Raw genomic sequence first — 24,004 nt, 5'->3', positions numbered from 1 at the left:
TTATTTAGAAAATTGAATTATTTATTATTGTTTTAATATGAAATATGATACATATATATATATATAATTATGCTATTAAGGGTTTTCAATTCTCATAATAGATATATTTCGCGAATAATTCAGAACATTTGGGGAAATTTTCATCTTTAGGTTGATTAATAAGCTATAAAATTTTATAATGGGAGTATAATATTTATTTTTATAAATTTGAATAAAAATAATAATTTAATTTAAAAGATGAGAGGAAGGGTACGTATATGATGGAATACTTAAAAAACAGTGATTTAAAAGTTTATGAAATTATTCAAGAGGAAAATACAAGACAAGAGGATCATATTGAACTAATAGCTTCTGAAAATTTTGTTAGCAAGGCTGTAATGGAAGCAAATGGTTCTATATTAACTAATAAATATGCGGAAGGCTATCCTGCTAAGAGATATTATGGTGGTTGTGAAGTAGTGGATAAAGTAGAAAATTTAGCACGTGATAGAATGAAAGAACTTTTCGGTGCTGAACATGCTAATGTGCAACCTCATTCAGGTTCACAAGCCAATATGGCTGTATACTTTTCTGTACTAAAACCAGGAGATACAATACTCGGTATGAATTTGAGCCATGGCGGACATTTAACTCATGGAAGTAAAGTAAACTTTTCAGGAATTTTATATAACATCATTCCTTATGGCGTTAATTTAGAAACAGAAACAATAGATTATCAAGAAGTGAGGACGCTCGCTAAAGAGCATAACCCTAAAATGATAGTAATTGGGGCGTCTGCTTACCCAAGGGCAATAGATTTTGCAGCCTTTAGAGAAATCTGCGATGAAGTTGGAGCATATATGTTTGTCGATATGGCTCATATAGCCGGGCTTGTAGCAACAGGAGCACATCAGTCGCCAGTACCATATGCTGATTTTGTCACAACTACTACTCATAAAACATTAAGAGGACCTAGAGGTGGAGCAATTTTATGTAAAGAGAAATATGCAAAACAAATAGACAAGTCTATTTTCCCAGGTATGCAAGGTGGACCATTAATGCAGACTATAGCTGCTAAAGCTGTTTGCTTTGGAGAAGCTCTTAGGCCAGAATTCAAAGTTTACATTGAACAAGTAGTTAAAAATGCAAAAGTTTTAGGTGAAGAACTTTTAAAATACGGATTTAAATTAGTATCTGGCGGGACAGATAACCATCTTTTACTTATAGAATTAACAAATAAAAATATAACTGGTAAAGAAGCAGAAAAGCTATTAGATCTTGTGGGCATTACTGTAAATAAAAATACAGTACCAAATGAAACTCTAAGCCCGTTTGTTACAAGTGGAATAAGAATTGGAACACCTGCTGTAACTACTAGAGGCTTTAAAGAAGCAGAAATGAAAATAATAGCGGCCCTTATGAATGAAACTATAGAAAATAGAGAAGGAAATTTAGAAGGAATTAGAGAAAAAGTAGTTCAATTATGTAATAAGTTCCCATTATATTAGGGCAATTGAGTAATAAAAAAATATAATTTTAGTATATAGTCAATGGCATCTGCTTAGGAGCAGGTGCTTTTGTTTATTTGTTGTAAAGTAATTTAAGGTCTTTAAAGTGTTAGAATTAATTAATTTGATATATAATAATATTATTATTAATATAATATTTTGTATATAAGGGAGACAATCATGAAAAAGATAAAGTCTATTTTTATTATTTCTATAGGCATAGCCCTAGCATCTCAAGTTAATATAAATTTTTTTGTTCCAGGGTTTATAATAACCTTGTCAGTTGTCATATTGCCTGTTTTTCTTTATTTTTATAAGGAATTTAATGCAATAGAAATTATCTTTGCAACTGGCATAATTTCTCCCCTTTATAGGGGAATATTCTTATACGTTGGGACTAAGAATTTACATACTACCCTTGGATTTATAGGCGCTGATGTTTTGTTTTATTTTAGCTATGGCATATTATTTTATTTATTCTATTTGAGAAAACCAAAAACGAATTTAACGGATTTATTTTTTTCTGTATTTTTCTGTGATCTTTTTTCAAACATTATAGAAATTAGCATAATGCTTGGTTTCAAAGGGTATAGCTATCTATTGTTCCAAGATTTAGCGATTATAGCCTTTACAAGAACTGCAATAGCAATATCTATAATATTACTACTGAAATATTACAAATTCTTACTGATAAAGGAAGAGCATGAAGAAAGATATAGAAAATTAATATTAATGACTTCAAGTGTGAAAAGTGAAATTTATTTTATGAACAAAAACAATTCGGATATTGAAGATGTAATGAAAAAAGCTTATTCTCTTTATAAAGACATTTCGGAACAAAATTACTCTTGCGATTTAAAAAATATTTCTCTTGATATAGCAAAAGATGTGCACGAAATAAAAAAGGACTATATCAGCGTTATAAAAGGATTAGAAGAAATGGTTGGCGAAAAAACAGATACGGTTAATATGAATATTAGAGATATTGCAATTATTATTGAGATTGATGTAAAAGAGCATGTAAAAAGAAATAAATCTAATGTAAGTTTAAACTTCGAAATATTAGATAGTTTTAACGTGAAGGAACATTTTTATTTGGTTTCCGTACTGAGAAACCTTATTTACAATAGCATAGAAGCTATGGAAGAAATGAAAAATGGGAATATAAAAATTTCTATTAGCAAGAGCCAAGGATACTATGTTTTTGTTATATCCGATAATGGTAAAGGAATAAAAGAGAAAGATATTGAATATATTTTCAATCCTGGATTTTCAACAAAATTTAATGTAGAGACTGGTGACATTTGTCGAGGCATAGGACTTGCCCATGTTAAAGGCATTGTTAATGATATTTTTTCAGGTACGATAGATGTCCATTCCGAAACGGATAAAGGTACGGAATTCACTATAAAAATAAAAGAAGATAAAATGGAAGGAGAACCTATATGAGATACTATATTGTTGATGATGACATGAGTATGGTAAGAATACTTACTAATATAATAGAAGAAAACAATTCATTTGAAGTTATAGGGTTCTCAAATAATGGCGAAACTGCTTATAACGAAATACTTTTATTAAGCCCTGATATTGTACTTGTAGATTTTCTTATGCCTAAAATGGATGGAAATACTCTTGTACAGCAGCTCAAGATATTAAAACCTGATATTTGTTTTATTATGATATCTCAGGTTTTAGATAGTGAGCTTATCACAGATTCATACAAATCAGGAATAGAATTTTTTATAAGTAAACCCATTAATAAAATTGAAGTAGAAAAAGTGACCTCAAAAGTTGCAGAAAATATTGAAATGAAAATGATGTTGTCTAGTATAAAAAAAATGTTGAAAAGTTCGGAACAACCCAATACGGATATAAAAGACAGCCTAAAGGAAGTAAAACACATTTTAAGTATTCTTGGAATGCTTGGTGAAAAGGGAACAACAGATATAATAAAAATATGTGCAATTATAATTGAAACCAAAAAATCCTTTTCTGAATTTAATTTAGAGGAACTTTTTACTTGTTTTGGAGATAATCCAGAGATTGTAAAGCAAAGGATTCGAAGAGCCATTAAAAATGGACTGGGGAATATGGCAAACTTAGGAATTGAAGATTATATGAATGAAACTTTTAATACTTATGCAAATGTGCTTTTTGATTTTTCCAGCGTGAAAGCTGAGATGGATCATATAAAAGGCAAAAAAAATACTGGAGGAAAAATCTCTATAAACAAATTTTTTGAAGGCCTTCTACTATATTGTGAAATAGACTAAAATAGCAGTCTTAACAATAAGGAATATTTAGAATTCTAAAAATATTTAGAATTCTAAATATTTTTTTTGACGTAAATTGATGGTTTTTGAAATTACGTTGTTAAAATAAAAAAAATAAAAGAAATCGATTACTTACTCGATTTTGAAAGTGATTTAAAATGAACTAAGCATGCATCTACATAACAACACAAATTTAGAAATTATTATGAGGGAGGCTTATTAAATGGATTTTGCTACTTTAACAGGTAAAATTGCAAGTTTGCTTTGGAGTTCTGGTTTGATTTATCTTTGTTTGGGATCAGGAATTTATTTTTCATTACGAATGAGATTTCCACAGCTACGCCTAATCAAAGACATGGTAGGGCAATTGTTTGGAGGAAAGAGTTCTACAAAAGGTGTTTCATCTTTTCAAAGCTTTGCCATGGCATTAGGTGGACGTGTAGGTGTTGGAAATATTGCTGGAGTTGCTACTGCAATATTCTATGGTGGCCCAGGAGCAATTTTTTGGATGTGGATTATTGCTTTCTTAGGAGCGGGTTCAGCTTACGCAGAATCTGCTTTGGCCCAGGTGTGGAAAGAAGATATTATTGGTGATTACCGTGGAGGTCCGGCATATTATATAGAAAAAGGCCTGAAAAATAAACCTTTTGCTATACTATTTGCTATAGTAACTATTATAGGAAATGGTTTTACAGGACCAGGAATACAAGCGTTTAACATTGCAGAGTCAACAAACACTGCTTTTGGTATCTCTCCATATGTTACAGGAATTTTTGTTGCTGTGTTATTCGGATTTGTAATTTTCGGTGGTATTAAAAGAATTGGTAATTTCGCGGGTGCAGTTGTGCCATTTATGGCAGGCGCTTATATTCTCATTGCTTTAGTTATTTTGGTTATAAATTTTAAAAATGTACCCGCAATGTTTGGCTTAATCTTCAGTTCTGCATTTAACCTTAATGCAACATTCGGTGCTATATTTGGAACTGCAGTTATGTGGGGAGTAAAAAGAGGGCTTTACTCTAACGAAGCAGGAATGGGTACTGGCGCACAAGCTGCCGGTGCAGCTGAAGTATCACACCCTGCAAAGCAAGGTCTTGTCCAAGCTTTCTCAGTATACATAGACACATTATTCGTTTGTACTGCAACTGCACTTATGATACTCTCTACAGGAAAATACAATGTTGCGAATCCTGCTGGTGGATTTTTAGTAGAGCATCTTCCAGGAGTTGGTGTTGGCCCTGCCTTCGCTCAAGAATCTATAAATACATTGATTCCCGGTCTTGGCAGTCCATTTATTGCTATAGCTATCTTCTTCTTTGCATTCACTACATTGCTAGCATTTGCCTACTATACTGATAGTAATGTTGCATATCTATTTAAAAATAGTAAAAATTTAAAAACTATTTCATTTGTTACGAAAATCATTTTAGTAGTATCTACATTTTATGGAACAATCCGTACATCAAGTATGGCTTGGAATCTTGCAGACATTGGTGTTGGTATGATGGCATGGCTGAATATAATTGCTATTATACTATTAACAAAACCTGTTCTTGCAACTCTTAAAGATTATGAGCAGCAAAAAAAGATGGGTTTGGATCCAGTTTTTGTTCCTAAGAGATGCGGGATTAAGGGTGCAGAAATATGGGATGACATCGTTGAAAAGAACTATGGAGAACAGATTGCAGCATTAAAGGAAAAGGTAGGAGATGTAAATAAACCTATGGTTTAAAATATGGTGCCACCCACGTGGCAAGTGGCATGCCACGTGGGTAGCATTAACTTATAAAAATAATATAAAAGATTAAAATATTAGGAGGAATTTATTATGTTTAACTTAAGGAACAGAAACTTTTTAACTTTGATGGACTTTACTCCAAAGGAAATAAATTACTTTTTAGATTTAGCTAGAGATTTAAAACGAGCTAAGTATGCAGGGACAGAGCGGCAGACATTAAAAGGTAAGAACATTGCATTAATATTTGAAAAGAGTTCCACAAGAACAAGATGTGCTTTTGAGGTGGGTGCGCTAGACCAAGGAGCACATGTAACTTACCTTGGACCTACAGGAACTCAAATTGGAAAAAAGGAATCCGTAGCAGATACAGCAAGAGTTCTTGGAAGAATGTATGATGGTATAGAATACAGAGGATATGGCCAAGAAGTGGTTGAAGAATTAGCAAAATGTGCAGGAGTGCCTGTATGGAATGGATTAACTACGGAAGATCACCCAACACAAATTCTTGCAGACTTTTTAACCGTGCAAGAACATTTTCCAAAACCACTAAATGAAATTAAATTTGTTTATGCTGGAGATGGAAGAAACAACATGGCAAATGCATTGATGATAGGTGCTGCTAAGATGGGTATGGACTTTAGAATTGTAGCACCAAAAAGCTTATTTCCTGATACAGCATTAGTCCAAAAATGTAATGAAACCGCTAAAGAAACAGGAGCAAAAATTACTATTACAGATAATGTAGAAGCAGGGGTGAAAAATGCAGATGTACTATATACAGATGTATGGGTATCAATGGGAGAGGCAGATGAAGTTTGGGCAGAAAGAATCAAAATTTTAAGACCATATCAAATAAATATGGAAATGATTAAATTAACAGGAAATAAAAATGTTAAATTCATGCATTGTTTACCAGCATTCCATGATTTAAAGACAATTGTAGGTAAAGATGTATTTGAAAAATATGGTCTTGAAGGTTTAGAAGTTACAGATGAAGTATTTGAAAGTGAACATTCTATAGTATTTGATGAAGCAGAAAACAGAATGCATACAATTAAAGCAGTTATGGTTGCTACGCTTGGAGACTAGACTAAAATAAATTATATAAAAGGAGAAATGAATATGGCAAGAATAGTAATCGCACTTGGAGGTAATGCCCTGCAAGCAAATCCAAAGGATACTACAGCGGAAGCACAGCTCGTAACTGCAAGACAAACTTCAGGGGCTATTGTAGATTTAATTGAAGAGGGACATGAGGTGATTGTTGCCCATGGAAATGGCCCACAAGTAGGACAACTTGTGGCTACTTATGAAGCAGCAGCTTCTATAAATGAAAATAGCCCAATAATGCCTTTCCCTGAATGTGGTGCCATGAGTCAAGGGTATATAGGATATCATCTGCAACAAAGCATTAGGGCGGAGATGAGAAAAAGAGGGATACATAAGGAAGTTGCAACTGTAGTTACTCAAGTAATAGTAGACATAAATGATCCAGGATTTAAGAATCCAACTAAACCAGTAGGTTCTTTCTTTACAGAGCAGCAGGCTAAGAAATTAATGACTGAAAAAGGATATATAATGAAGGAAGATTCAAATAGAGGTTGGAGAAGAGTGGTGGCGTCTCCTCTTCCAAAGGATATAGTTGAAGAACCTATTATTAAAACATTAGTTGAAGCTGGACATGTTGTTATAACTGTTGGTGGGGGAGGCATACCTGTAGTTGACACAGGAAATGGAAATCTTGTAGGAGTTCCAGCAGTAATAGATAAAGATTTTGCTTCAGGTAAAATAGCAGAATTATTAAATGCAGATGTATTAGTTGTACTTACAGCAGTTGAACAGGTTGCTATTAATTTCGGCAGGCCAAATCAAAAGAATCTTTCAAGAGTAACTGTAGAAGAAGCAAAAAGCTTTATTGAACAAGGTCATTTTGCCCCTGGTTCCATGCTTCCAAAAATAAGAGCGGCTCTTTGTTTCGTTGAAGCAAAAGAAGGTAGAAAAGCAATTATAACATCCCTTGAGAAGGCCAGGGAAGCAATAAGGGAAGCGGCGGGAACAGTTATAGTAAACTAACAGTGATTCCAGGGTTAGTAATTGTAAAACGTCAATATTTTGAAATAAAGGAACTATCGAAATATAGAAAATATATTTCGGTAGTTTTTAGGTTAAAAAAAATTCACAATGAAATTTCATATGGTATAATATTATGAATAGTTAAATATTGCATTAGGGGGCTTATATGCATAGTGAAATTCCAAACGCAGAAAAGATATTAGCATGTCTATTAGAAAATTTAGAAGAAGGAATTCAAGTAGTAGATAGTGATGGCAAGACTATATATTATAATAGTGTAATGGGAAAAGTAGAAGGTATAGAGCCTAGTGAAGTCTTAGGAAAAAAGGTTAGCGAGTATCTAGAGGATGTAAAAGAAGATGATTCTACCCTTATGAATGTATTAAAGACTGGTGAAAAAATTGTGGGCTTAATACAACATTATAGTAATGGATATAAGAAAAAAGTCACCACTATAAATACTACAGTTCCAGTAACCGTAGATAATAAAGTTATAGCAGTGATTGAAATATCTAAAGATATGACTCAGCTAAAAGAGCTAACTGAAAGCATTTGTAAATTGCAAAATCTAGATAAAAAGCTAAATAGACATTACACCTTTAAAGATATATATGGTAATAATCCTACTATGAAAATTGCTATTGAAAAAGCTAAAAAAGCTAGTGTGTCTAGTTCCTCTGTATTAATATATGCAGAAACTGGCTCAGGAAAAGAAGTGTTTTCTCAAAGCATTCATTATGATGGGCTAAGAAAAGATAAGCCTTTCATACCTATAAATTGTGCCGCTATTCCTGCCCTATTGCTAGAAGGAATGCTTTTTGGCACAGAAAAGGGTGGGTTTACGGGAGCTGAGAATAAAAAAGGATTATTTGAAGAAGCAAATCATGGAACCATTTTATTAGATGAAGTTAATTCACTAGAACCATATCTTCAATCTAAACTTTTAAGGGTACTTCAAGAGGGGTACATAAGACCTATTGGAGGTACTAAAAATATAGACATTGATGTAAGGATAATAGCTACATTAAATGAAGAACCAGAGAAACTTATTGAAAGTGGAAAATTAAGAAAAGATTTTTATTATAGGTTGTGTGTACTGAGAATAAATATACCACCACTAAGAGAGAGAAAAGATGATATTCCTATATTTGTGGACAAGTTAATTGAAAAATATAATAAGATTCTATGTAAAAATATAAGAGGTATTGATGATGTAATGATGAAAAAACTTCAAGAATATCATTGGGAAGGAAACGTTCGCGAGCTAACAAATGTTATTGAAGCTGCAATAAATATGGCAGACTATAATTCCATTTTAACAGAAAACTATTTTGATTTTAGAATAGCCTATGAAAATTGTAATAATGATTCCGACATTACAGCAAATAATGAGGGATGCTTTAATTTGGAAAACTATATGAGTGATATTGAAAAGAAAATAATAGAAAGAATGTTAAAAAAGAATGATTTTAATGTTAGTAGAACCGCTAGAGAACTTAGTATTTCAAGACAAAATCTTCAATACAAAATAAAGATACATAAATTAGTAGAGGAATAGGATCATATGATTGAAGATGTTATGCATTGAAAATAGCAGGCGTAATTTAGTATATATTAAAATAGGCAATAAATTTTGCTATGCCCGCAAAATGTTTTGCAGGCATAGCAAACTAAGCAACAACTAGAAATAATTAATTTAATTTCTAAATTTTTAAAAAAAATATGCAGAATATTTTGCGAATAATAAACACATGTATTTAAGCAATGGCTTAGATACATGTGTTTTTATTTGGCACAGAAATTGCTCTATATAAATAAAATACTTTCAATAAAAATTTTAAGTTTGGGAGGTAAAAATTATGATAAAAAAAGGCACCTGGGTTGAAGTAGAAGAAACGGTTTTAACACCAGCCGATAGAGCTACAAATATACCAGATGAGACAAAGAAAACTCCGCTTAAAAGCTGGACACGCGGAAAGTGCCTTAGTGATTGTGAACTCGGATATGAGGTGCAAGTTGAAACTAATATAGGTAGAATTGCTCAAGGCACAATTGTGGAAATAGAGCCAGGCTATTATCATACCTATGGTAAATATGTTAAAGAAATAAGTAATATAGGAAAGCAAGCTAGGGAAATAATATCAAAATAAGATAGTGAGTTCTATAGTTTTAAAAGGAGGTAATTTAAGGTGAATAAGTATGAAGAGCTTATGGAACGAAAGAATGAAATAATTCTTAAATCTATAGGAATAGATTACAGTAAATATGAAACTGGGAAGCTTTCATTTGATTATGAAGGGTTAATGAAGGATGTTGAATATTGCTTAGAGGAAGTTAAAGAAATTCAAAATGAGGTGGGGGTAGGAAATACTCCATTACTTGAATTGAAGAATATTACTAAACTCGCCAGAAAGACTTCAAAAACTGGACACGCAGCTAGAATATTTGTAAAGGATGAAAGCTGTAATCCTTCTGGAAGCTTTAAAGATAGAAGAGCGTCTATATCTGTATATGATGCAATGAAAAGAGGATATGCCGGCGTAGGCGCCGCTACTTCAGGTAATTATGGTGCAGCAGTTGCGTCCCAAGCCAACATTAGGGGCCTTAAATGTATAATAGCGAACGAATGTTATGATTCAAAAAAAATAGGACAGCCCGAAATATTGGAAAAAGGAAGAAAATGTGAAGGTTTTGGAGCAGAAGTTATTAGACTATCTGTAGGTCCTGAATTATTTTATACCTACTTAAAAATACTTGAAGAAACAAAGTATTATAATGCGTCCTTATATTCCTCCTACGGTGTAGCAGGCATTGAAACGCTTGGATATGAAATAGCAGAGGAGTGTAGAGAAAAATTCGGAAAAGATCCTGATGCAGTTGTTATAACTCATGCTGGTGGTGGAAATGTTACTGGTACTGCAAGAGGACTTATTAAGGCGGGTGCTGTGAAAACAAAAATAATAGGGGCATCAGTTGATCTTTCAGGACTGCATATGGCATCAGACATAGACTTTAATAAGAAATCCTTTACAACAGGCCATACAGGTTTTGGAATCCCATTTATGTCTAATCCAGATAGATCAGATGTACCTAGAAGTGCAGCACGGCCACTAAGGTATTTGGATAGATATGTAACTACTACTCAAGGTGAAGTATTTTGGATGACTGAAATATTAGCGGGGCTTGAAGGACTAGAAAGAGGGCCAGCAGGAAATACCTCCTTGGTAGCTGCTTTTGCAATAGCTCAAGAATACGAGGATGATGCCATAATAGTTGTGCAAGAGACTGAATATACAGGAGCTGGAAAACATTTAATACCTCAACTTAATTTTGCTAAAGATAATGGAATTAATGTTTATGTAGGTGATCCAAAAGAGCAAGTACCTGGTAAAAATATAGTAATCCCATCTCATCCATCTTTAGTAACAGTCACTGATGCGGATATGGATGGTCTAAAAAATTCTTACATAAAAAATTGTATTAATAAATTGGCGGATGATAAGGTGGAAAAAGTAGATATTAAGTTTTTAGCACTAGAAGCAAAACTAAGTAAAGAAAAAGTAGTTGATATACTAAAACAGCACAATATTGAAATAAGTTAAGTAAAAAATATTTTTAGGGGGAATTTAATTTATGAAAAGAGAAGATGATTACGAAAAAAGAAGGGAACATTTAAAAGGACTTACCGAGGAACAATTATATGACAGATTCTGGAGCTTAACTGAGCAAATTGTAAAACCTATTGTTGATTTAGCTTATACCCATACTTCGCCAGCTATTGAGCGGTCTATAGTTTTAAGAATGGGATTTTCAAGCCTGCAAGCAAAACCATTAATTGATTATGGTACAAAGTACAACTTACTTGGAAAAGGTATTGGAAATGTTATTTTAACTTATGCAAAGCTTCGGGAAATGGATTATCTTAAAGCGGGAGAAGAATTGTCTAAGGGAATAGGCTGGGATATTGTATCAGAAAAAATGAAGGGAAGTGACAAGTAATGGTTGAAAGGTTAGAAGAAAATGTAAAGCTAAATGTAGAAGAAATATTAAAAGACTTAGATAAGTATGAACCGAAATGGAGAGGCTGGCACTGGAGAGAAGAAAATAAAGAAGGGAAAGTAGGGGAGTTCACATACCATGAAATATCAGCTCCACTAAAGAAAAGTCATGGCCTTCCAGCAGCAAGAAGCTTTGAAGGTATAGATCCACAACCAAGACCTGTTATTACTACAGAAATAGCTTCAGGACGATTTGAAGATGATATAAGAAGAATGAGAATGGCTGCATGGCATGGCGCGGATCATTTAATGGTTATAAGGACAATGGGACAGAGTCACTTTGATGGATTACTAGAAGGAAGCCCAGAAGGTATAGGCGGAGTTCCAATAACTAGAAAGGAAGTTAGAGCAACAAGGAAAGCTATAGATTTAATAGAAGAAGAAGTAGGAAGAAGAATTAATTTCCATTCCTATGTATCTGGTGTAGCAGGTCCTGATGTAGCAGTTATGTTCGCAGAAGAAGGCGTTAATGGAGCTCATCAAGATCCACAATACAATGTACTTTATAGAAATATTAATATGTATAGATCCTTTGTAGATGCAGCAGTTGCTAAAGGTGTAATGTCCTGGGCAAATATCCTTCAAATAGATGGAGCACATAATGCAAATGCAACAGCTATGAAAGGTTATAAGGTAATGCCAGAGCTTATGGTACAACATGCTATAAATTCTTGTTTCTCAGAAATGGTAGGAATGAAGCCAGAAAATATTGCATTATCAACTGTACCACCAACTTCAGCTCCAGCTCCATGTATGAGATATGACTTGCCTTATGCAGTAGCACTTAGACATTTCTTCAAAAAATACAAAATGAGAGCTCAGATGAATACAAAATATGTAGAATCTTGTGAAAGAGAAGCTACTGTTGGTCATACATTAAATTTGTTAATTTCAGAATTAACTTCTGTTGATATCCAAAGTACTATAACTCCTGATGAAGGACGTAATGTTCCTTGGCATTATAATAATATTCATGCTATAAACACTACAAAACAGTCCTTTTTAGGTATGGATGGTCTAATGGACATGATAGAACTTAAGAAGACTGGATATCTACCTGAAAAAGCTAGGGAACTAGAAGAAAGAGCTATAATGTTCCTTGAAGAAATGATAGAAGTAGGTGGATATTTTAAATCAGTTGATGCAGGATTCTTTATAGATTCAGGTGAGTATCCAGAAAGAAATGATGATGGTATTGCAAGAAAGATGAATGGCGGAGATGCTGTTGACACAATAGTTTTAAGAGATAGTGATTATTTTGCACCAGTTTGTGGTCATTTTGGATTTAATAATGTTCCAAGCGAATATAAAAAAGCTTGCGATCCAATAGATGAATGTACTTTATGTAACCATTCAAAGATTCAATATATTGATGAATTAGACGAAAATGATAATGTATTTAAGAGAATGGAAAAAGTTAAAGAAGATGGTACTATCATTCCTGAAGTTCAATGGGCTAAAGATGGATATGTTAAGATTACCCTATTCATACCAGAAAATGAACAGATTAGTGAAGCAGCAGCCCTTGAAATGGGTAAAAGAATGAACCTTAAAAATGTCGAAGTTCTTCATAAACAAGTTCTACAAAAGGCTGAAGGTTGTCTTGTAGAAATTAAAGGTATTTGTGATTTTACTCCTGTAAAACGAGATGAATTAGTACTTCCTAAGAGAAGAAAAGTGCTTTCAAATCAAGTTATGAAGGATTACGTAAAAGAGCACCCAATAAAAGTTGCCGCAGCTACTGTAGGCGAGGATGAACATTCAGTAGGACTTAGAGAAGTTATAGATATAAAACATGGTGGAGTTGAAAGATTTGGTATAGAAGCACTTTATCTTGGAACCTCTTGTCCAATAGAAAAATTAGTAGATGCTGCTATTGAATCAAAAGCTCAAGCAATATTATGTAGTACAATTATTTCCCATAATGATGTGCATATAAAGAACATGAGAAAGCTTAGTGATCTTTGTATAGAAAAGGGAGTAAGAGATAAAATTATACTTATTTCTGGTGGTACACAAGTAACAGATGATATAGCTAAAGCAAACGGTATGGATGTTGGCTTTGGACGTGGATCAAATGGTACATCTGTTGCATCTTTCATAATTAAAAGGTTAATGGGTATTCCTGATATAGAAGAAGAGGAAGAAGTATAAAAGGGAGGAAATTCACTTGAAGGTAGATTATCTAGTTGCTGAAATAGGTAGCACCACTACTCTAGTTACAGCTTTTAATGCCTCCTATGACGATAAGGGCCGCGTTGTTGTAAATATACCTTTTCAAGGTAAAAGCTGTACTACAGTATTAGATGGTGATGTAACTATAGGCCTCAAAAATGCAGTAAAAGATATAGAAAATCAAATTGAAGAATCACTTACCTGGGATAGGATGCTCGCAACTTCAAGTGCAGCAGGGGGTCTTCGTATAACTGTTCATGGACTAATGGAACAGATGACTGTTAAGGCTGCAAGAGAAGCCGCGCTGGGTGCTGGTGGTATCATAAAAATGGTTACTGCTGGCAAGATGAGAAAAAGTGATTTAAAGAGAATCCATGAAATAAACCCCAACATGATAATGATTGCTGGGGGCACGGATTATGGTGAAAGAGAAACAGCTCTTTATAATGCAGAACTTATAAGCGCTGAAAAATTTAGCATTCCTATTGTATATTGTGGAAACATCGAAAATCAAGAAGAAATAAAAGATATATTTGAGGGACAAGAGATTTATTTGATTGATAACGTTTATCCAATGGTAGATACCTTAAATGTTGAACCAGCAAGAAAAATAATACAAGAGGCTTTTGAAAAGAATATCGTAAAAGCGCCTGGAATGAATAAAATAAAGGAAATGGTAAATGGAAGCATAATGCCAACTCCAGGAGCGGTTATGGAAAGTTCAAAAGTTTTATACGATATCATAGGTGATTTAGTAGTTTTTGATATAGGTGGTGCTACTACAGATGTACATTCTGTTACTGATGGAAGTACTGTAGTTTTGGATATGCTAGTAAATCCTGAACCAAAGGCTAAAAGAACTGTAGAAGGAGATCTTGGGGTTTTCATTAACAGTAAAAATGTAATAGATTTACTTGACCAAAGAGATTTAGGTGAATTTACTAAAGAGCACATAACTAAGCACATAAAACCCATTCCCACAGAAGTAGAAGATATAAATGCAAGTTGCATGCTAACTAAAAAAGCACTTGATGTTGCAATAAGTAGGCATGTGGGATTTATAAAAAGGAAATATGATGGGGAAAGCGGTTTTGTGGCTTATGGTAAGGATTTATCTGAGGTTAAATATATTATAGGAACTGGTGGTGCATTAACAAGACTTCCTAAAGGTGAAGACATGCTCCTAGGAATTAGATACTTAAAGGATGAAGTTACAATGCTACCTAAAAAAGGTGCTAAAGTACTCCTGGACAAAAATTATATTATGGCCTGCGCAGGAGTTTTAAGTAGAGAAAATAGTGAAGTAGCTAAAGCATTATTAAGTCAAAGTTTAGGCATAACAAAAGATATGGAAATTAATGAAGTTAGCAACTGTTTAGAAAAAGGAGCGTAATCATATGAAAAAAAATTACCCTTGTGTGGACGTAGATTTAGGGAAGTTAACACATAATGCAAAAACAATCTTAGACCTGTGTGATAAAGTGCATATAGAGGTTGCCTCGGTAACTAAAGTGTTCTGTGCTCAAAGTCCTATTACAGAAGCTATACTTAAGTCTGGAATTAAAGGTGTTGCGGATTCTAGAATTTCAAATTTGAAAAAATCTAAAGATTTAGACTGTAAAAAATTGATGATTAGAATTCCAATGATTAGCGAAGCTTATGAAATTGTTAGGTATAGTGATACAAGCTTAAATTCAGAACTTGCTACAATTAGGGCCTTATCAATAGCTGCAAAAGATTTAAATAAAACTCATAATATTATTCTAATGGTAGATATAGGGGATTTAAGAGAAGGTGTGTTAATCCAGGATGCAGCTTCCACTGTGAGTGAAATATTAAAATTAGATAACATTAAATTAATTGGACTGGGCACCAATGTTACTTGCTATGGTGGAGTAATTCCTGATAGTGAAAACTTAGGCATATTAATAAAGTTAAAAGGGGATATAGAAAAAACCTTCCATATAAGTTTACCTTTAATTTCAGGTGGAAATTCTAGCAGCCTTTATATGGTTATTAATAATACTATGCCAAAAGAAATTACTCAGCTTAGAATTGGAGAATCAATACTTCTTGGTAGAGAAACGGCTTACGGAGAAGTCGTGGAAAATTGTTATGAAGATGCTTTTATTTTGAAGGGTGAGATAGTTGAAATAAAGAATAAACCAACAATCCCAACAGGCAAAATAGGAGTGGACGCTTTTGGCAATACTCCTCATTTTGAAGATTTAGGAATAAGAAAAAGAGCTATTGTAGCAGTAGGAAGACAAGATATAAGACTGGAAGGCTTAGTTCCAGTGGACTCTGATATAAGTGTTTTTGGCGCAAGTAGTGATCATCTAATTATAGATATAACTGATTGTAAAAAAGAGTTATCAGTTGGAGATATAGTGGATTTTAATGTAGATTATGGATGCTTAATGGCCGCAATGACTTCTGCATATATTGAAAAATATTACAATAATTAATGAATTTAATCATATAGCTAAAATATAAAAATTGTTTAGGAGGAAAATATTATGAAAAATAAAATAAGAGTAGTAGTTTGGGGATTGGGTGTAATGGGTAGTGGTATTGCTACAATGGTCCTGGGTAAATCAGGATTTACTATAGTAGGTGCTATTGACATGGATCCCAGTAAAGTTGGTAAAAAGCTTTATGAAGTACTAGGTGTTGAAGCTAATGAAGATAACTCTTGTATAGTTACAAAAAATGCTGAAGATGTTATAAAGAAGGGCTATGCAGATGTTTGCCTTATGGCTACAGCTTCCTTTACAAAAGTTGTATTTCCTTTAATAAAAATGGCAGCTGTTGCTGGAATGGATATTGTAACAACAGCTGAAGAAATGTCCTACCCAAGAGCACTAGATCCTGAATTATCAGATGAAATGGACAGAATTGCTAAAGAAAATAAGATTTCTATATTAGGAACTGGAGTAAACCCTGGATTTATAATGGATTTAGTTGCTATAATGCTTACAGGAGTTTCTGATACAGTAGAAAGCATAAATGCTACTAGAGTTAATGATTTAGCCTGCTTTGGCAAGGCTGTTATGGTTGAGCAAGGTATAGGACTCAAAAAAGAAGAATTTATACAAGGGGTTATTGACAACACAATAGATGGACACGTTGGCTTTTTACAATCTTTTGGAATGTTTGAAGAAGCGTTTAATATTAAGTTAAGTAATATTAGACAGGAAAAATCACCAATTCTTACAACTATTCCACGTAGCACAGATATTGTTTCCGTAAAGGCTGGAGACGTTGCTGGATGTAAACAATTAGGATTTGCAGATTTTGGAGATAAATTGTTTATAACAATGGAACATCCTCAACAAATCAAACCAGAAATGGAGAATATTGATACTGGAGATTATATAACAATTAAAGGAGTTCCAAACTTGAACCTTCAAATAAAACCAGAAATACCAGGAGGAATTGCTACAATAGCTATATGTGTTAACATGATTCCACTAGTAATGAATTCAGAGCCAGGTCTCAAAACAATGCTGGATTTACCAGTCCCAAGAGCTATCATAGGAGATGTTAGAGATTTAATAAAAGTGAGAAAATAGAAACAAGCACCCAAATGTTTCACTAAGTACAATTAAGTGGATTATTTTTAAACCACATTCCTGCATTCAATAGGAATGTGGTTTAAAAATACCAACTGAAATTTCGGGTAATAAATAATAAGAAAATTATAAATATTCGTGATATTCTTAAAGTATTGGAGTATATGATTAAATTAAGCAAGGGGGATTTATTTGAATGGAAAACATAAAAGTTATCCTTTGGGGACTTGGGGCAATGGGAACTGGTATTGGTAAAATGGTTCTTACTAAAAAGGGTATTGAAATTGTAGGTGCCATAGATAAGGATCCGTCAAAATTAGGTAAGGATTTAGGACAAGTTTTAAGCACTGAAAATTTAGGTGTACTTGTTAGTGATGAGGCAGAAACACTAATGAGTGAAGCAAAAGCGGATATAGTTATTCTTGCTATAGATTCTTTTGTTGAAGGAGTATATCCAGCAATAAGAGCAATAGTAGAAAGTGGAAAAAACTGCATTACAATTGCGGAAGAAATGTCTTATCCCTACATTGTTGAAAAAGAACTCTCACTAGAAATGGATAGACTCTCAAAAGAAAATAATGTTACAATTTTAGGTACAGGGGTTAATCCGGGATTTGTTTTAGATACATTAATTATTAGCTTGTCTGCTGCTTGCAGAAGTGTAGACTCTATTAGAGCAGAAAGGATAAGTGATTTATCTCCATTTGGTCCAACTGTAATGAGTACTCAAGGTGTTGGTTTAGCTCCAGAAGAATTTGAAGCAGGAATTGAAAATGGGTCAATAGTTGGTCATGTAGGCTTTGCACAATCTATACCAATGATTGCAAAAGCATTAGGACTAGAGTATGACGAGATAACAGAAACTCGCGAACCGATAATATCAAATACTCATAGGGAAACTCCCTGTATTAGGGTAGAACCAGGTATGGTAGCTGGGTGTAACCATATAGCTATAGCTACAATAAAAGGAATACCAATTATAACTTTAGAACAGCAACAACAAATACAACCAGAGAGTGAAGGAGTGGACACTGGTGATTACATATATATAAAAGGCGATGCAGATCTTCATTTAGCAATAAAACCTGAAACACCTGGTGGAATAGGAACTATTGCTATAGCTGTAAATATGATTCCACAAGTTATTGCTAGCAGCGCAGGGATTAAAACAATGATGGATTTTCCAATTCCTCATAGTATAGAAAATAGTTTCGCAGAGCAAGTTAATTATTACAAATAAACTTTAGGGAGAGTGTTCATAAATCATTATCATAGTTGTCATGTGACTGACACATAAATGGATTACTATTAATGAATAGGCTCCCCCTATAATTTAAATATTTACAAATAACACTGTATTGATAACGGTGTTATTTTTTGGTTTTTTGTAGAATTAAATATTGATTAAGGGAAAGCTATTAATTATTGACATGCTGCAAATAAAAGGTCTATTATGTACTTTGTACTAGATTGTGCTTTAAATATGTTTATGAGGTGTCTCAGAGGCTATAATAAAAAATAACAGGATGGTGATTTTATGTTAAAAGCAGTTATCTTTGATATGGATGGAGTAATTATTGATAGTGAACCTACACATATGAAACTGGAAAATGAGACTTATAAAAAATTAGGCATAGAGGTTACAGAAGACGAGCATCACTCTTTTGTAGGAGCAACCTCTCATTATATGTGGGATGCTCTAAAAAATAAATATAAGCTTAATCAACCACTTGATGAATTAATTGAATATGATAGAAGCCAATATTTTGAATATCTTAATTCAGATGAATGCGAAATAACCCTTATTGAGGGGGTAAAAGAGCTAATACAAGACTTGCACGAGAATGGAGTAAATCTAGCCATTGCCTCATCATCACCTCTGAATGTAATTGAGGCTATAGCAAAAAAATTTCAAATAGAAGAATATTTTGAAGTTTTTGTTACCGGTGACTATGTAAAGAAAAGCAAGCCTGAACCAGACATATTTCTTTTGGCATCAGAAAAGCTTGGGGAAAGCCCTGAAAATTGTGTAGTTATTGAGGATTCTCATAATGGGGTTCGTGCGGCTAAAAAAGCAGGTATGAAGTGTGTAGGAATCAATAGTGATCCTGCTGGTAGTCAAGATATTTCCATGGCGGATTTAGAGATAAATAGTTTTAAAGAAGTGAATTATATAAAGTTAAGTAAATAAATCAAAAACATTGTCAAAGTTTTCAACCTTTGATAGTGTTTTTTAATGCAGGGAAAGTTAATATCATAAATAAAGTTTAGAGAAGTGTTCATAATTATTTTCAAAGTTCATGTGACTGACACATAAAGATATTTACAAATAACACCGGACTTAAAACGGTGTTATTTTTTGTGGTTTTGTAATATTTAAAATGGTTTAATTAAATAATTTTTGCAATATGTTTCAACATTTTCCTTATTAAAAAATACAGACTTTTTATTCGTTCTATTGCAAATATCCAGTTTATTATTAAATCTATCTACAGTATTTGCATATATAACTGTTATAATTTTTTCTGAAAAGTATCTATTATGGCATGTAATTGTAAGTAAAATAGAGAAAAACTAAGCTTATTTAATATAGTTATTTATTCTGGGGTTAAATGAGCTTATATGATATAATAGAGGCATAGTGAGAATAATAACACTGAAAATTATTTTGGGATTTTTTATTGGAACTAAAGTGAAATCTATTAAATTAAAATAAGATTTAACATAATTAAATAGAATTTAGGAGGAAAAAACATGAATATATGTATTTTAGGTGGTGGAAATATTGGTACACTTTTAATGGGTGAACTAGGACGGAAAGAGGATATTTCTGTCCGTTTATTGACTTCTAGACCAGATGATTGGAGTAATATAATTGAGGTTTGTGATAATGATGGCACATTTAAGTACTCAGGAAAGGTGGATGTGATATCAAGTAATCCTGCGGAAGTAATCAGTGGTGCTGATATCATTATATCTACTCTTCCATCCTATATGTTTAATAGAACCATACAGAAGGTAAAGCCTTTTCTTAAAGTAGGAGCATGGATTGGCGTGATGCCAGGTAATGGTGGCAGCGAATTCTATTGCAACGAACTTATTGAGAGTGGTCACACGCTGTTTGGATTTCAGAGGGTTTATGGTATAGCTAGATTAAAGGAGTACGGGAAATCTGTGTATGACTTAGGTAAGAAAAAAGAACTTTTTATAGCAACTATTCCTGCCTCAAACAATGTAGAAGTATGTAAGGTACTGGAGGATTTACTTGATTTGAAGTGTAATCCACTACCAAATTATCTTCATGTTGCACTTACACCAGCTAATCCAATCCTCCATACTGCAAGACTTTATGAATTGTTTCACAATTACACTGAAGGAACTTACTTTGATAGGATGATTAATTTCTATACTGAATGGACGGATGAAGCTTCAACAATTTTAATTGATTGTGATGAAGAGGTACAGTCATTGTGCCGTAAGCTTAAGACAGTTGATTTAAAGAAGGTTGGTTTTGTAAGAGATTATTTTGGAGCAGAAACACCACAGCAAATGACTGCGAAAGTGAGCAGTATTATTGCGCTTAAAAACATCCAATCACCAATGGTATTAATTGAGGAGGGGTATATTCCTGATTTTAAATCAAGATACTTTTTGGAGGATTTTCCATTTGGACTTTGCATTATAAAGGGTTTTTGCGAAATAGTTGGAGTTGAAATTCCATTAATTGATAAAATCCTTATGTGGTTTGAGAAGGTTACTGGGGTTGAATATTATGTGGAGGGTAAATTTGAAGGGAAAGATATAAAAAATCTTCCATTACCTCAAAACTTTGGTTTGAATTCAGTAGAAGATATTATTGCATATTACAGGTAATAAATTATAATCAAAATTGTGTAAAAGTATAGTTCATCATGGCCCCCTATATTTTAGGAGGTCCTACCACTAATCAAATAGTAGGGAATATAATACTAAGTATTATATTCCCTTTATAAGGTTATGATACAATCTTTAGGTAATTTAACATCTCTCAAACCTTTAAATATTGGTTGACGCAAGGAGCCGTTTGCTATTTTCATCAATATTTTACGGAGCATATAAGGCGAGGTTCTATCCACACAGCATTATGGTATCCAGATGGTAAATCATTAAAAGGTTATGTACTGCAACGACATTTGACCTTTTTGTGTATCATTGAAAGTTCTGGTACTTTTACAAACATCTTAATATTTCGTTTGTTGTCTAGCTTTAAATGTATTAAAAACATATATATACTGAGTATATATAATAAAAGTGTAGTATAATTAGCTTGTTATTAATACCATAATTTATACTGATAATTAAAATTATCCAAATCGTGATATAAATAATTAAATATTAAAACTATAATGATTTAGGAGGAGTTATATGAAAAATATCTTTAAAGCATTTATAATTATGATTTTATCTTTTGCATTGTGTATACCTCTGCAAATAATAGTAAAGGCTAGTACGTTTACAAATATGGAGAGTAAGAAGGATGTGGCGGTCAATAAATCTTGGACGGTGAGTTTTAATAGCCCTTTGAGTTCTGCCACCGTTAACACCACGAACATTAAGGTGGTTGGAGAGAATAATAATTACATAGGCATTAAAGTTAGTTCAGCTAATAACAATAAAAATATAATAGTTCAATCTATAGGAAATTATGAATATAACAAGACATATACTTTAATAGTAACGGAAAATGTTAAGTCTTATGACGGAAAACCTCTTCCTAAAGAAGTTAGAATGGATTTTACTACTAAAGCAAAGTATAAAGTAGTATTAGATGCGGGGCATGGAGGAAATGATCCAGGAGCAATAGGACCAACGGGCCTTCAAGAAAAGGCTGTTGCATTAGCAGTTACTTTAAAAGTAGGAGCGCTATTAACTAAGAATGGTGTTGATACCTTATACACAAGAACAAGTGATATTACAAATATGCCCGACGATGAAGCCCAAAATCTTCAAGTAAGATGTGATATTTCTAATAATGCTAAACCAGATTATTTTGTAAGCATTCATTTAAATAGCTTTTCAACCTCGGCAGCTTATGGCATCGAGACTCACTATTTTACTGGAAGTGTATCTGGACAAAAGTTAGCTGAGGCTGTCCAAACTGAATTAATCAAAGAAACTGGAAGATTTGATAGGGGCCTCAAAACATCTGCAAATTTATATGTTTTGAAAAACACAGATGCTACGGCAATATTGGTAGAAACATCATTCATCTCTAATCCTGAAGAAGAAAAACTATTAGCTACTGAGGACTACCAACAAAAATTAGCTAAGGCAATATCAACGGGCATTCTTAAGAGTTTAGGAATAAGTAATATAGTTGTTTAAAATCCTTTGCGTTTAGGGGAATCTGTTAATTAAGTGATAAAATGATAAAACGCAGAATGAGGGGTTGGGGGAAAATGAATACTTCAAGAGTTCAAAGAGCTGCTATGGCAAGAACCATGAATGCAGAAGAATATTTAAATGTAGTAGTAAAAGCTTTAAGTATGGAATTTGATACAAAGGTTTTGGTTGAAAATATTTCTAAAAATGAAATCTTAATCGTTATGAATAACTATGAAGTGCTAACCAGTATGGAGTATATTAATGGTCTTAGTAAACCATATGGTATTGATAAATTTATACTACAAAGCTTTGAGAAACAAGGGTTTAACTTCGATATAAATAAAAGCCAATACATTCAGTGTTGTTTTGGTGTTTTTAATTAATTATAAAAAATTTGAAAAGTTAAAGAAATGTGAGAACAAAGGGGGATATGCTATATGTTAAAAGACTCTATAAAAACAATGATTGCAATGTTTTTTGCTTTTATACTAAGCGGGATTACTTATGGAATTGGAAACTTTGATTTCCGTAATTCACCATTGTTTTCTTTGAGATTTTTTTATGATTTGATTGTTTTACTAATTTATTATTTAATATCTTTATTTATTATAAATAAAATAATAAATAAATCCACATTAAGAGAAAAAGCACTATTGACAGAAGACGAAAGTGCTGAGTACTTAAATATTTCAATTGATGAATTCAAAAATATATTGCTAAAAGATAGTGAAAAAAAAGTAGGCTTATCTAGTTATGATACTTATGAATTTATACATTATATAGATATTAGCCATGGAAAAAAAATGTTCAATAAGAAAGAACTTGATGAATGGATAAATTACAATATATCACGTTAAAATTATGATAGTGCCTCTAGGCATATAAAAAATAAACTCACATAATTGTTTATTTTTTTATATTAAAATACTATTGGTAAATTTAATCAATAATGCTATAATGATTGGAAATAGTAGATGAGGAGGGTGCAAGTTGACTTATGACATAATAAATTTAATTCAGTTAATGTTTTTAGTGATTTGTTTTGCTAGCATATTCGCGTATACTGTACACTCCTATAAAAATCTAAAGCATAAAGTTGAAGAAAATGTTACAAGAAATACATTAATTCAGTGGCTTGGATTTATAAAAAAGTTACTTCCGGAAGATTATATAATATATGAAAAATATGGTATATGGATATATTTAGAACGATTTAAAATTGAAATGATGTTTTAGCCAAAATTATTCTAAGGAGGAT

At 32.6% G+C, this 24,004-nt stretch carries 21 protein-coding genes; all 21 read left to right on the top strand.

What is annotated here, in order from left to right:
* Positions 1–257 precede the first annotated feature (257 nt).
* Positions 258–1,487, top strand: coding sequence for a serine hydroxymethyltransferase (gene glyA / locus G9F72_RS14410; protein WP_411955935.1), 1,230 nt, complete (start codon positions 258–260; stop codon positions 1,485–1,487).
* A 180-nt stretch (positions 1,488–1,667) separates the two neighbouring features.
* The gene (locus tag G9F72_RS14405; RefSeq protein WP_164955346.1) at positions 1,668–2,936 is read left to right on the top strand and encodes an ATP-binding protein; all 1,269 of its coding nucleotides are present in this window, start codon (positions 1,668–1,670) and stop codon (positions 2,934–2,936) included.
* Positions 2,933–3,763 carry a DNA-binding domain-containing protein gene (locus G9F72_RS14400; protein WP_164955345.1) on the top strand — a complete coding sequence of 277 codons (831 nt, stop codon included), beginning with the start codon at positions 2,933–2,935 and terminating at the stop codon, positions 3,761–3,763. Before G9F72_RS14405 ends, G9F72_RS14400 begins: the two co-directional genes overlap by 4 nt.
* 223 nt (positions 3,764–3,986) lie before the next feature.
* Positions 3,987–5,495 carry an alanine/glycine:cation symporter family protein gene (locus G9F72_RS14395; RefSeq protein WP_164955344.1) on the top strand — a complete coding sequence of 503 codons (1,509 nt, stop codon included), beginning with the start codon at positions 3,987–3,989 and terminating at the stop codon, positions 5,493–5,495.
* Positions 5,496–5,588: 93 nt separating this feature from the next.
* Complete coding sequence (argF, locus tag G9F72_RS14390; protein ID WP_202054824.1) at positions 5,589–6,590, top strand: ornithine carbamoyltransferase; 1,002 nt, start codon at positions 5,589–5,591, stop codon at positions 6,588–6,590.
* Positions 6,591–6,623: 33 nt separating this feature from the next.
* A complete protein-coding gene (gene arcC / locus G9F72_RS14385) occupies positions 6,624–7,574 on the top strand; it encodes a carbamate kinase (RefSeq protein WP_164955342.1) in 951 nt (316 codons plus the stop codon).
* Positions 7,575–7,740: 166 nt separating this feature from the next.
* The gene (locus G9F72_RS14380; RefSeq protein ID WP_164955341.1) at positions 7,741–9,132 is read left to right on the top strand and encodes a sigma-54 interaction domain-containing protein; all 1,392 of its coding nucleotides are present in this window, start codon (positions 7,741–7,743) and stop codon (positions 9,130–9,132) included.
* A 301-nt stretch (positions 9,133–9,433) separates the two neighbouring features.
* A complete protein-coding gene (ortA, locus tag G9F72_RS14375; RefSeq protein ID WP_164955340.1) occupies positions 9,434–9,724 on the top strand; it encodes a 2-amino-4-oxopentanoate thiolase subunit OrtA in 291 nt (96 codons plus the stop codon).
* A 39-nt stretch (positions 9,725–9,763) separates the two neighbouring features.
* Positions 9,764–11,176 (top strand): 2-amino-4-oxopentanoate thiolase subunit OrtB, encoded by a 1,413-nt coding sequence (ortB, locus tag G9F72_RS14370; RefSeq protein ID WP_164955339.1) that lies wholly within the window; start codon positions 9,764–9,766, stop codon positions 11,174–11,176.
* Positions 11,177–11,207: 31 nt separating this feature from the next.
* Positions 11,208–11,573 (top strand): ornithine aminomutase subunit alpha, encoded by a 366-nt coding sequence (locus G9F72_RS14365; protein WP_164955338.1) that lies wholly within the window; start codon positions 11,208–11,210, stop codon positions 11,571–11,573.
* A complete protein-coding gene (oraE, locus tag G9F72_RS14360; protein ID WP_164955337.1) occupies positions 11,573–13,786 on the top strand; it encodes a D-ornithine 4,5-aminomutase subunit OraE in 2,214 nt (737 codons plus the stop codon). Before G9F72_RS14365 ends, oraE begins: the two co-directional genes overlap by 1 nt.
* A gap of 16 nt (positions 13,787–13,802) precedes the next feature.
* Positions 13,803–15,200 (top strand): GlmL-related ornithine degradation protein, encoded by a 1,398-nt coding sequence (locus G9F72_RS14355; protein ID WP_202054815.1) that lies wholly within the window; start codon positions 13,803–13,805, stop codon positions 15,198–15,200.
* Positions 15,201–15,204: 4 nt separating this feature from the next.
* Positions 15,205–16,275: an ornithine racemase Orr gene (gene orr, locus G9F72_RS14350; RefSeq protein WP_164955336.1), complete on the top strand. Its 1,071-nt coding sequence runs from the start codon at positions 15,205–15,207 to the stop codon at positions 16,273–16,275.
* Positions 16,276–16,326: 51 nt separating this feature from the next.
* Positions 16,327–17,382, top strand: a complete 1,056-nt coding sequence (gene ord / locus G9F72_RS14345; protein ID WP_164955335.1) for a 2,4-diaminopentanoate dehydrogenase — start codon at positions 16,327–16,329, stop codon at positions 17,380–17,382.
* Between the two features lie 196 nt (positions 17,383–17,578).
* A complete protein-coding gene (ord, locus tag G9F72_RS14340; protein ID WP_164955334.1) occupies positions 17,579–18,622 on the top strand; it encodes a 2,4-diaminopentanoate dehydrogenase in 1,044 nt (347 codons plus the stop codon).
* 297 nt (positions 18,623–18,919) lie between these two features.
* Positions 18,920–19,573: an HAD family hydrolase gene (locus G9F72_RS14335; protein ID WP_164955333.1), complete on the top strand. Its 654-nt coding sequence runs from the start codon at positions 18,920–18,922 to the stop codon at positions 19,571–19,573.
* A 563-nt stretch (positions 19,574–20,136) separates the two neighbouring features.
* A complete protein-coding gene (locus G9F72_RS14330; protein ID WP_164955332.1) occupies positions 20,137–21,255 on the top strand; it encodes an NAD/NADP octopine/nopaline dehydrogenase family protein in 1,119 nt (372 codons plus the stop codon).
* A 531-nt stretch (positions 21,256–21,786) separates the two neighbouring features.
* Positions 21,787–22,746 (top strand): N-acetylmuramoyl-L-alanine amidase, encoded by a 960-nt coding sequence (locus tag G9F72_RS14325; RefSeq protein WP_164955331.1) that lies wholly within the window; start codon positions 21,787–21,789, stop codon positions 22,744–22,746.
* A gap of 74 nt (positions 22,747–22,820) precedes the next feature.
* Positions 22,821–23,129, top strand: coding sequence for a hypothetical protein (locus G9F72_RS14320; RefSeq protein WP_164955330.1), 309 nt, complete (start codon positions 22,821–22,823; stop codon positions 23,127–23,129).
* 54 nt (positions 23,130–23,183) lie between these two features.
* Positions 23,184–23,603: a hypothetical protein gene (locus tag G9F72_RS14315; RefSeq protein WP_164955329.1), complete on the top strand. Its 420-nt coding sequence runs from the start codon at positions 23,184–23,186 to the stop codon at positions 23,601–23,603.
* A 133-nt stretch (positions 23,604–23,736) separates the two neighbouring features.
* On the top strand, positions 23,737–23,982 hold the full coding sequence (locus G9F72_RS14310) for a hypothetical protein (RefSeq protein WP_164955328.1): 246 nt from the start codon (positions 23,737–23,739) through the stop codon (positions 23,980–23,982).
* Positions 23,983–24,004 lie beyond the last annotated feature (22 nt).

The sequence above is a fragment of the Clostridium estertheticum genome (genome assembly GCF_011065935.2).
Taxonomy (GTDB): Bacteria; Bacillota; Clostridia; order Clostridiales; family Clostridiaceae; genus Clostridium_AD; species Clostridium_AD estertheticum_A.
This window is presented reverse-complemented; position numbering and strand designations above follow the sequence as displayed.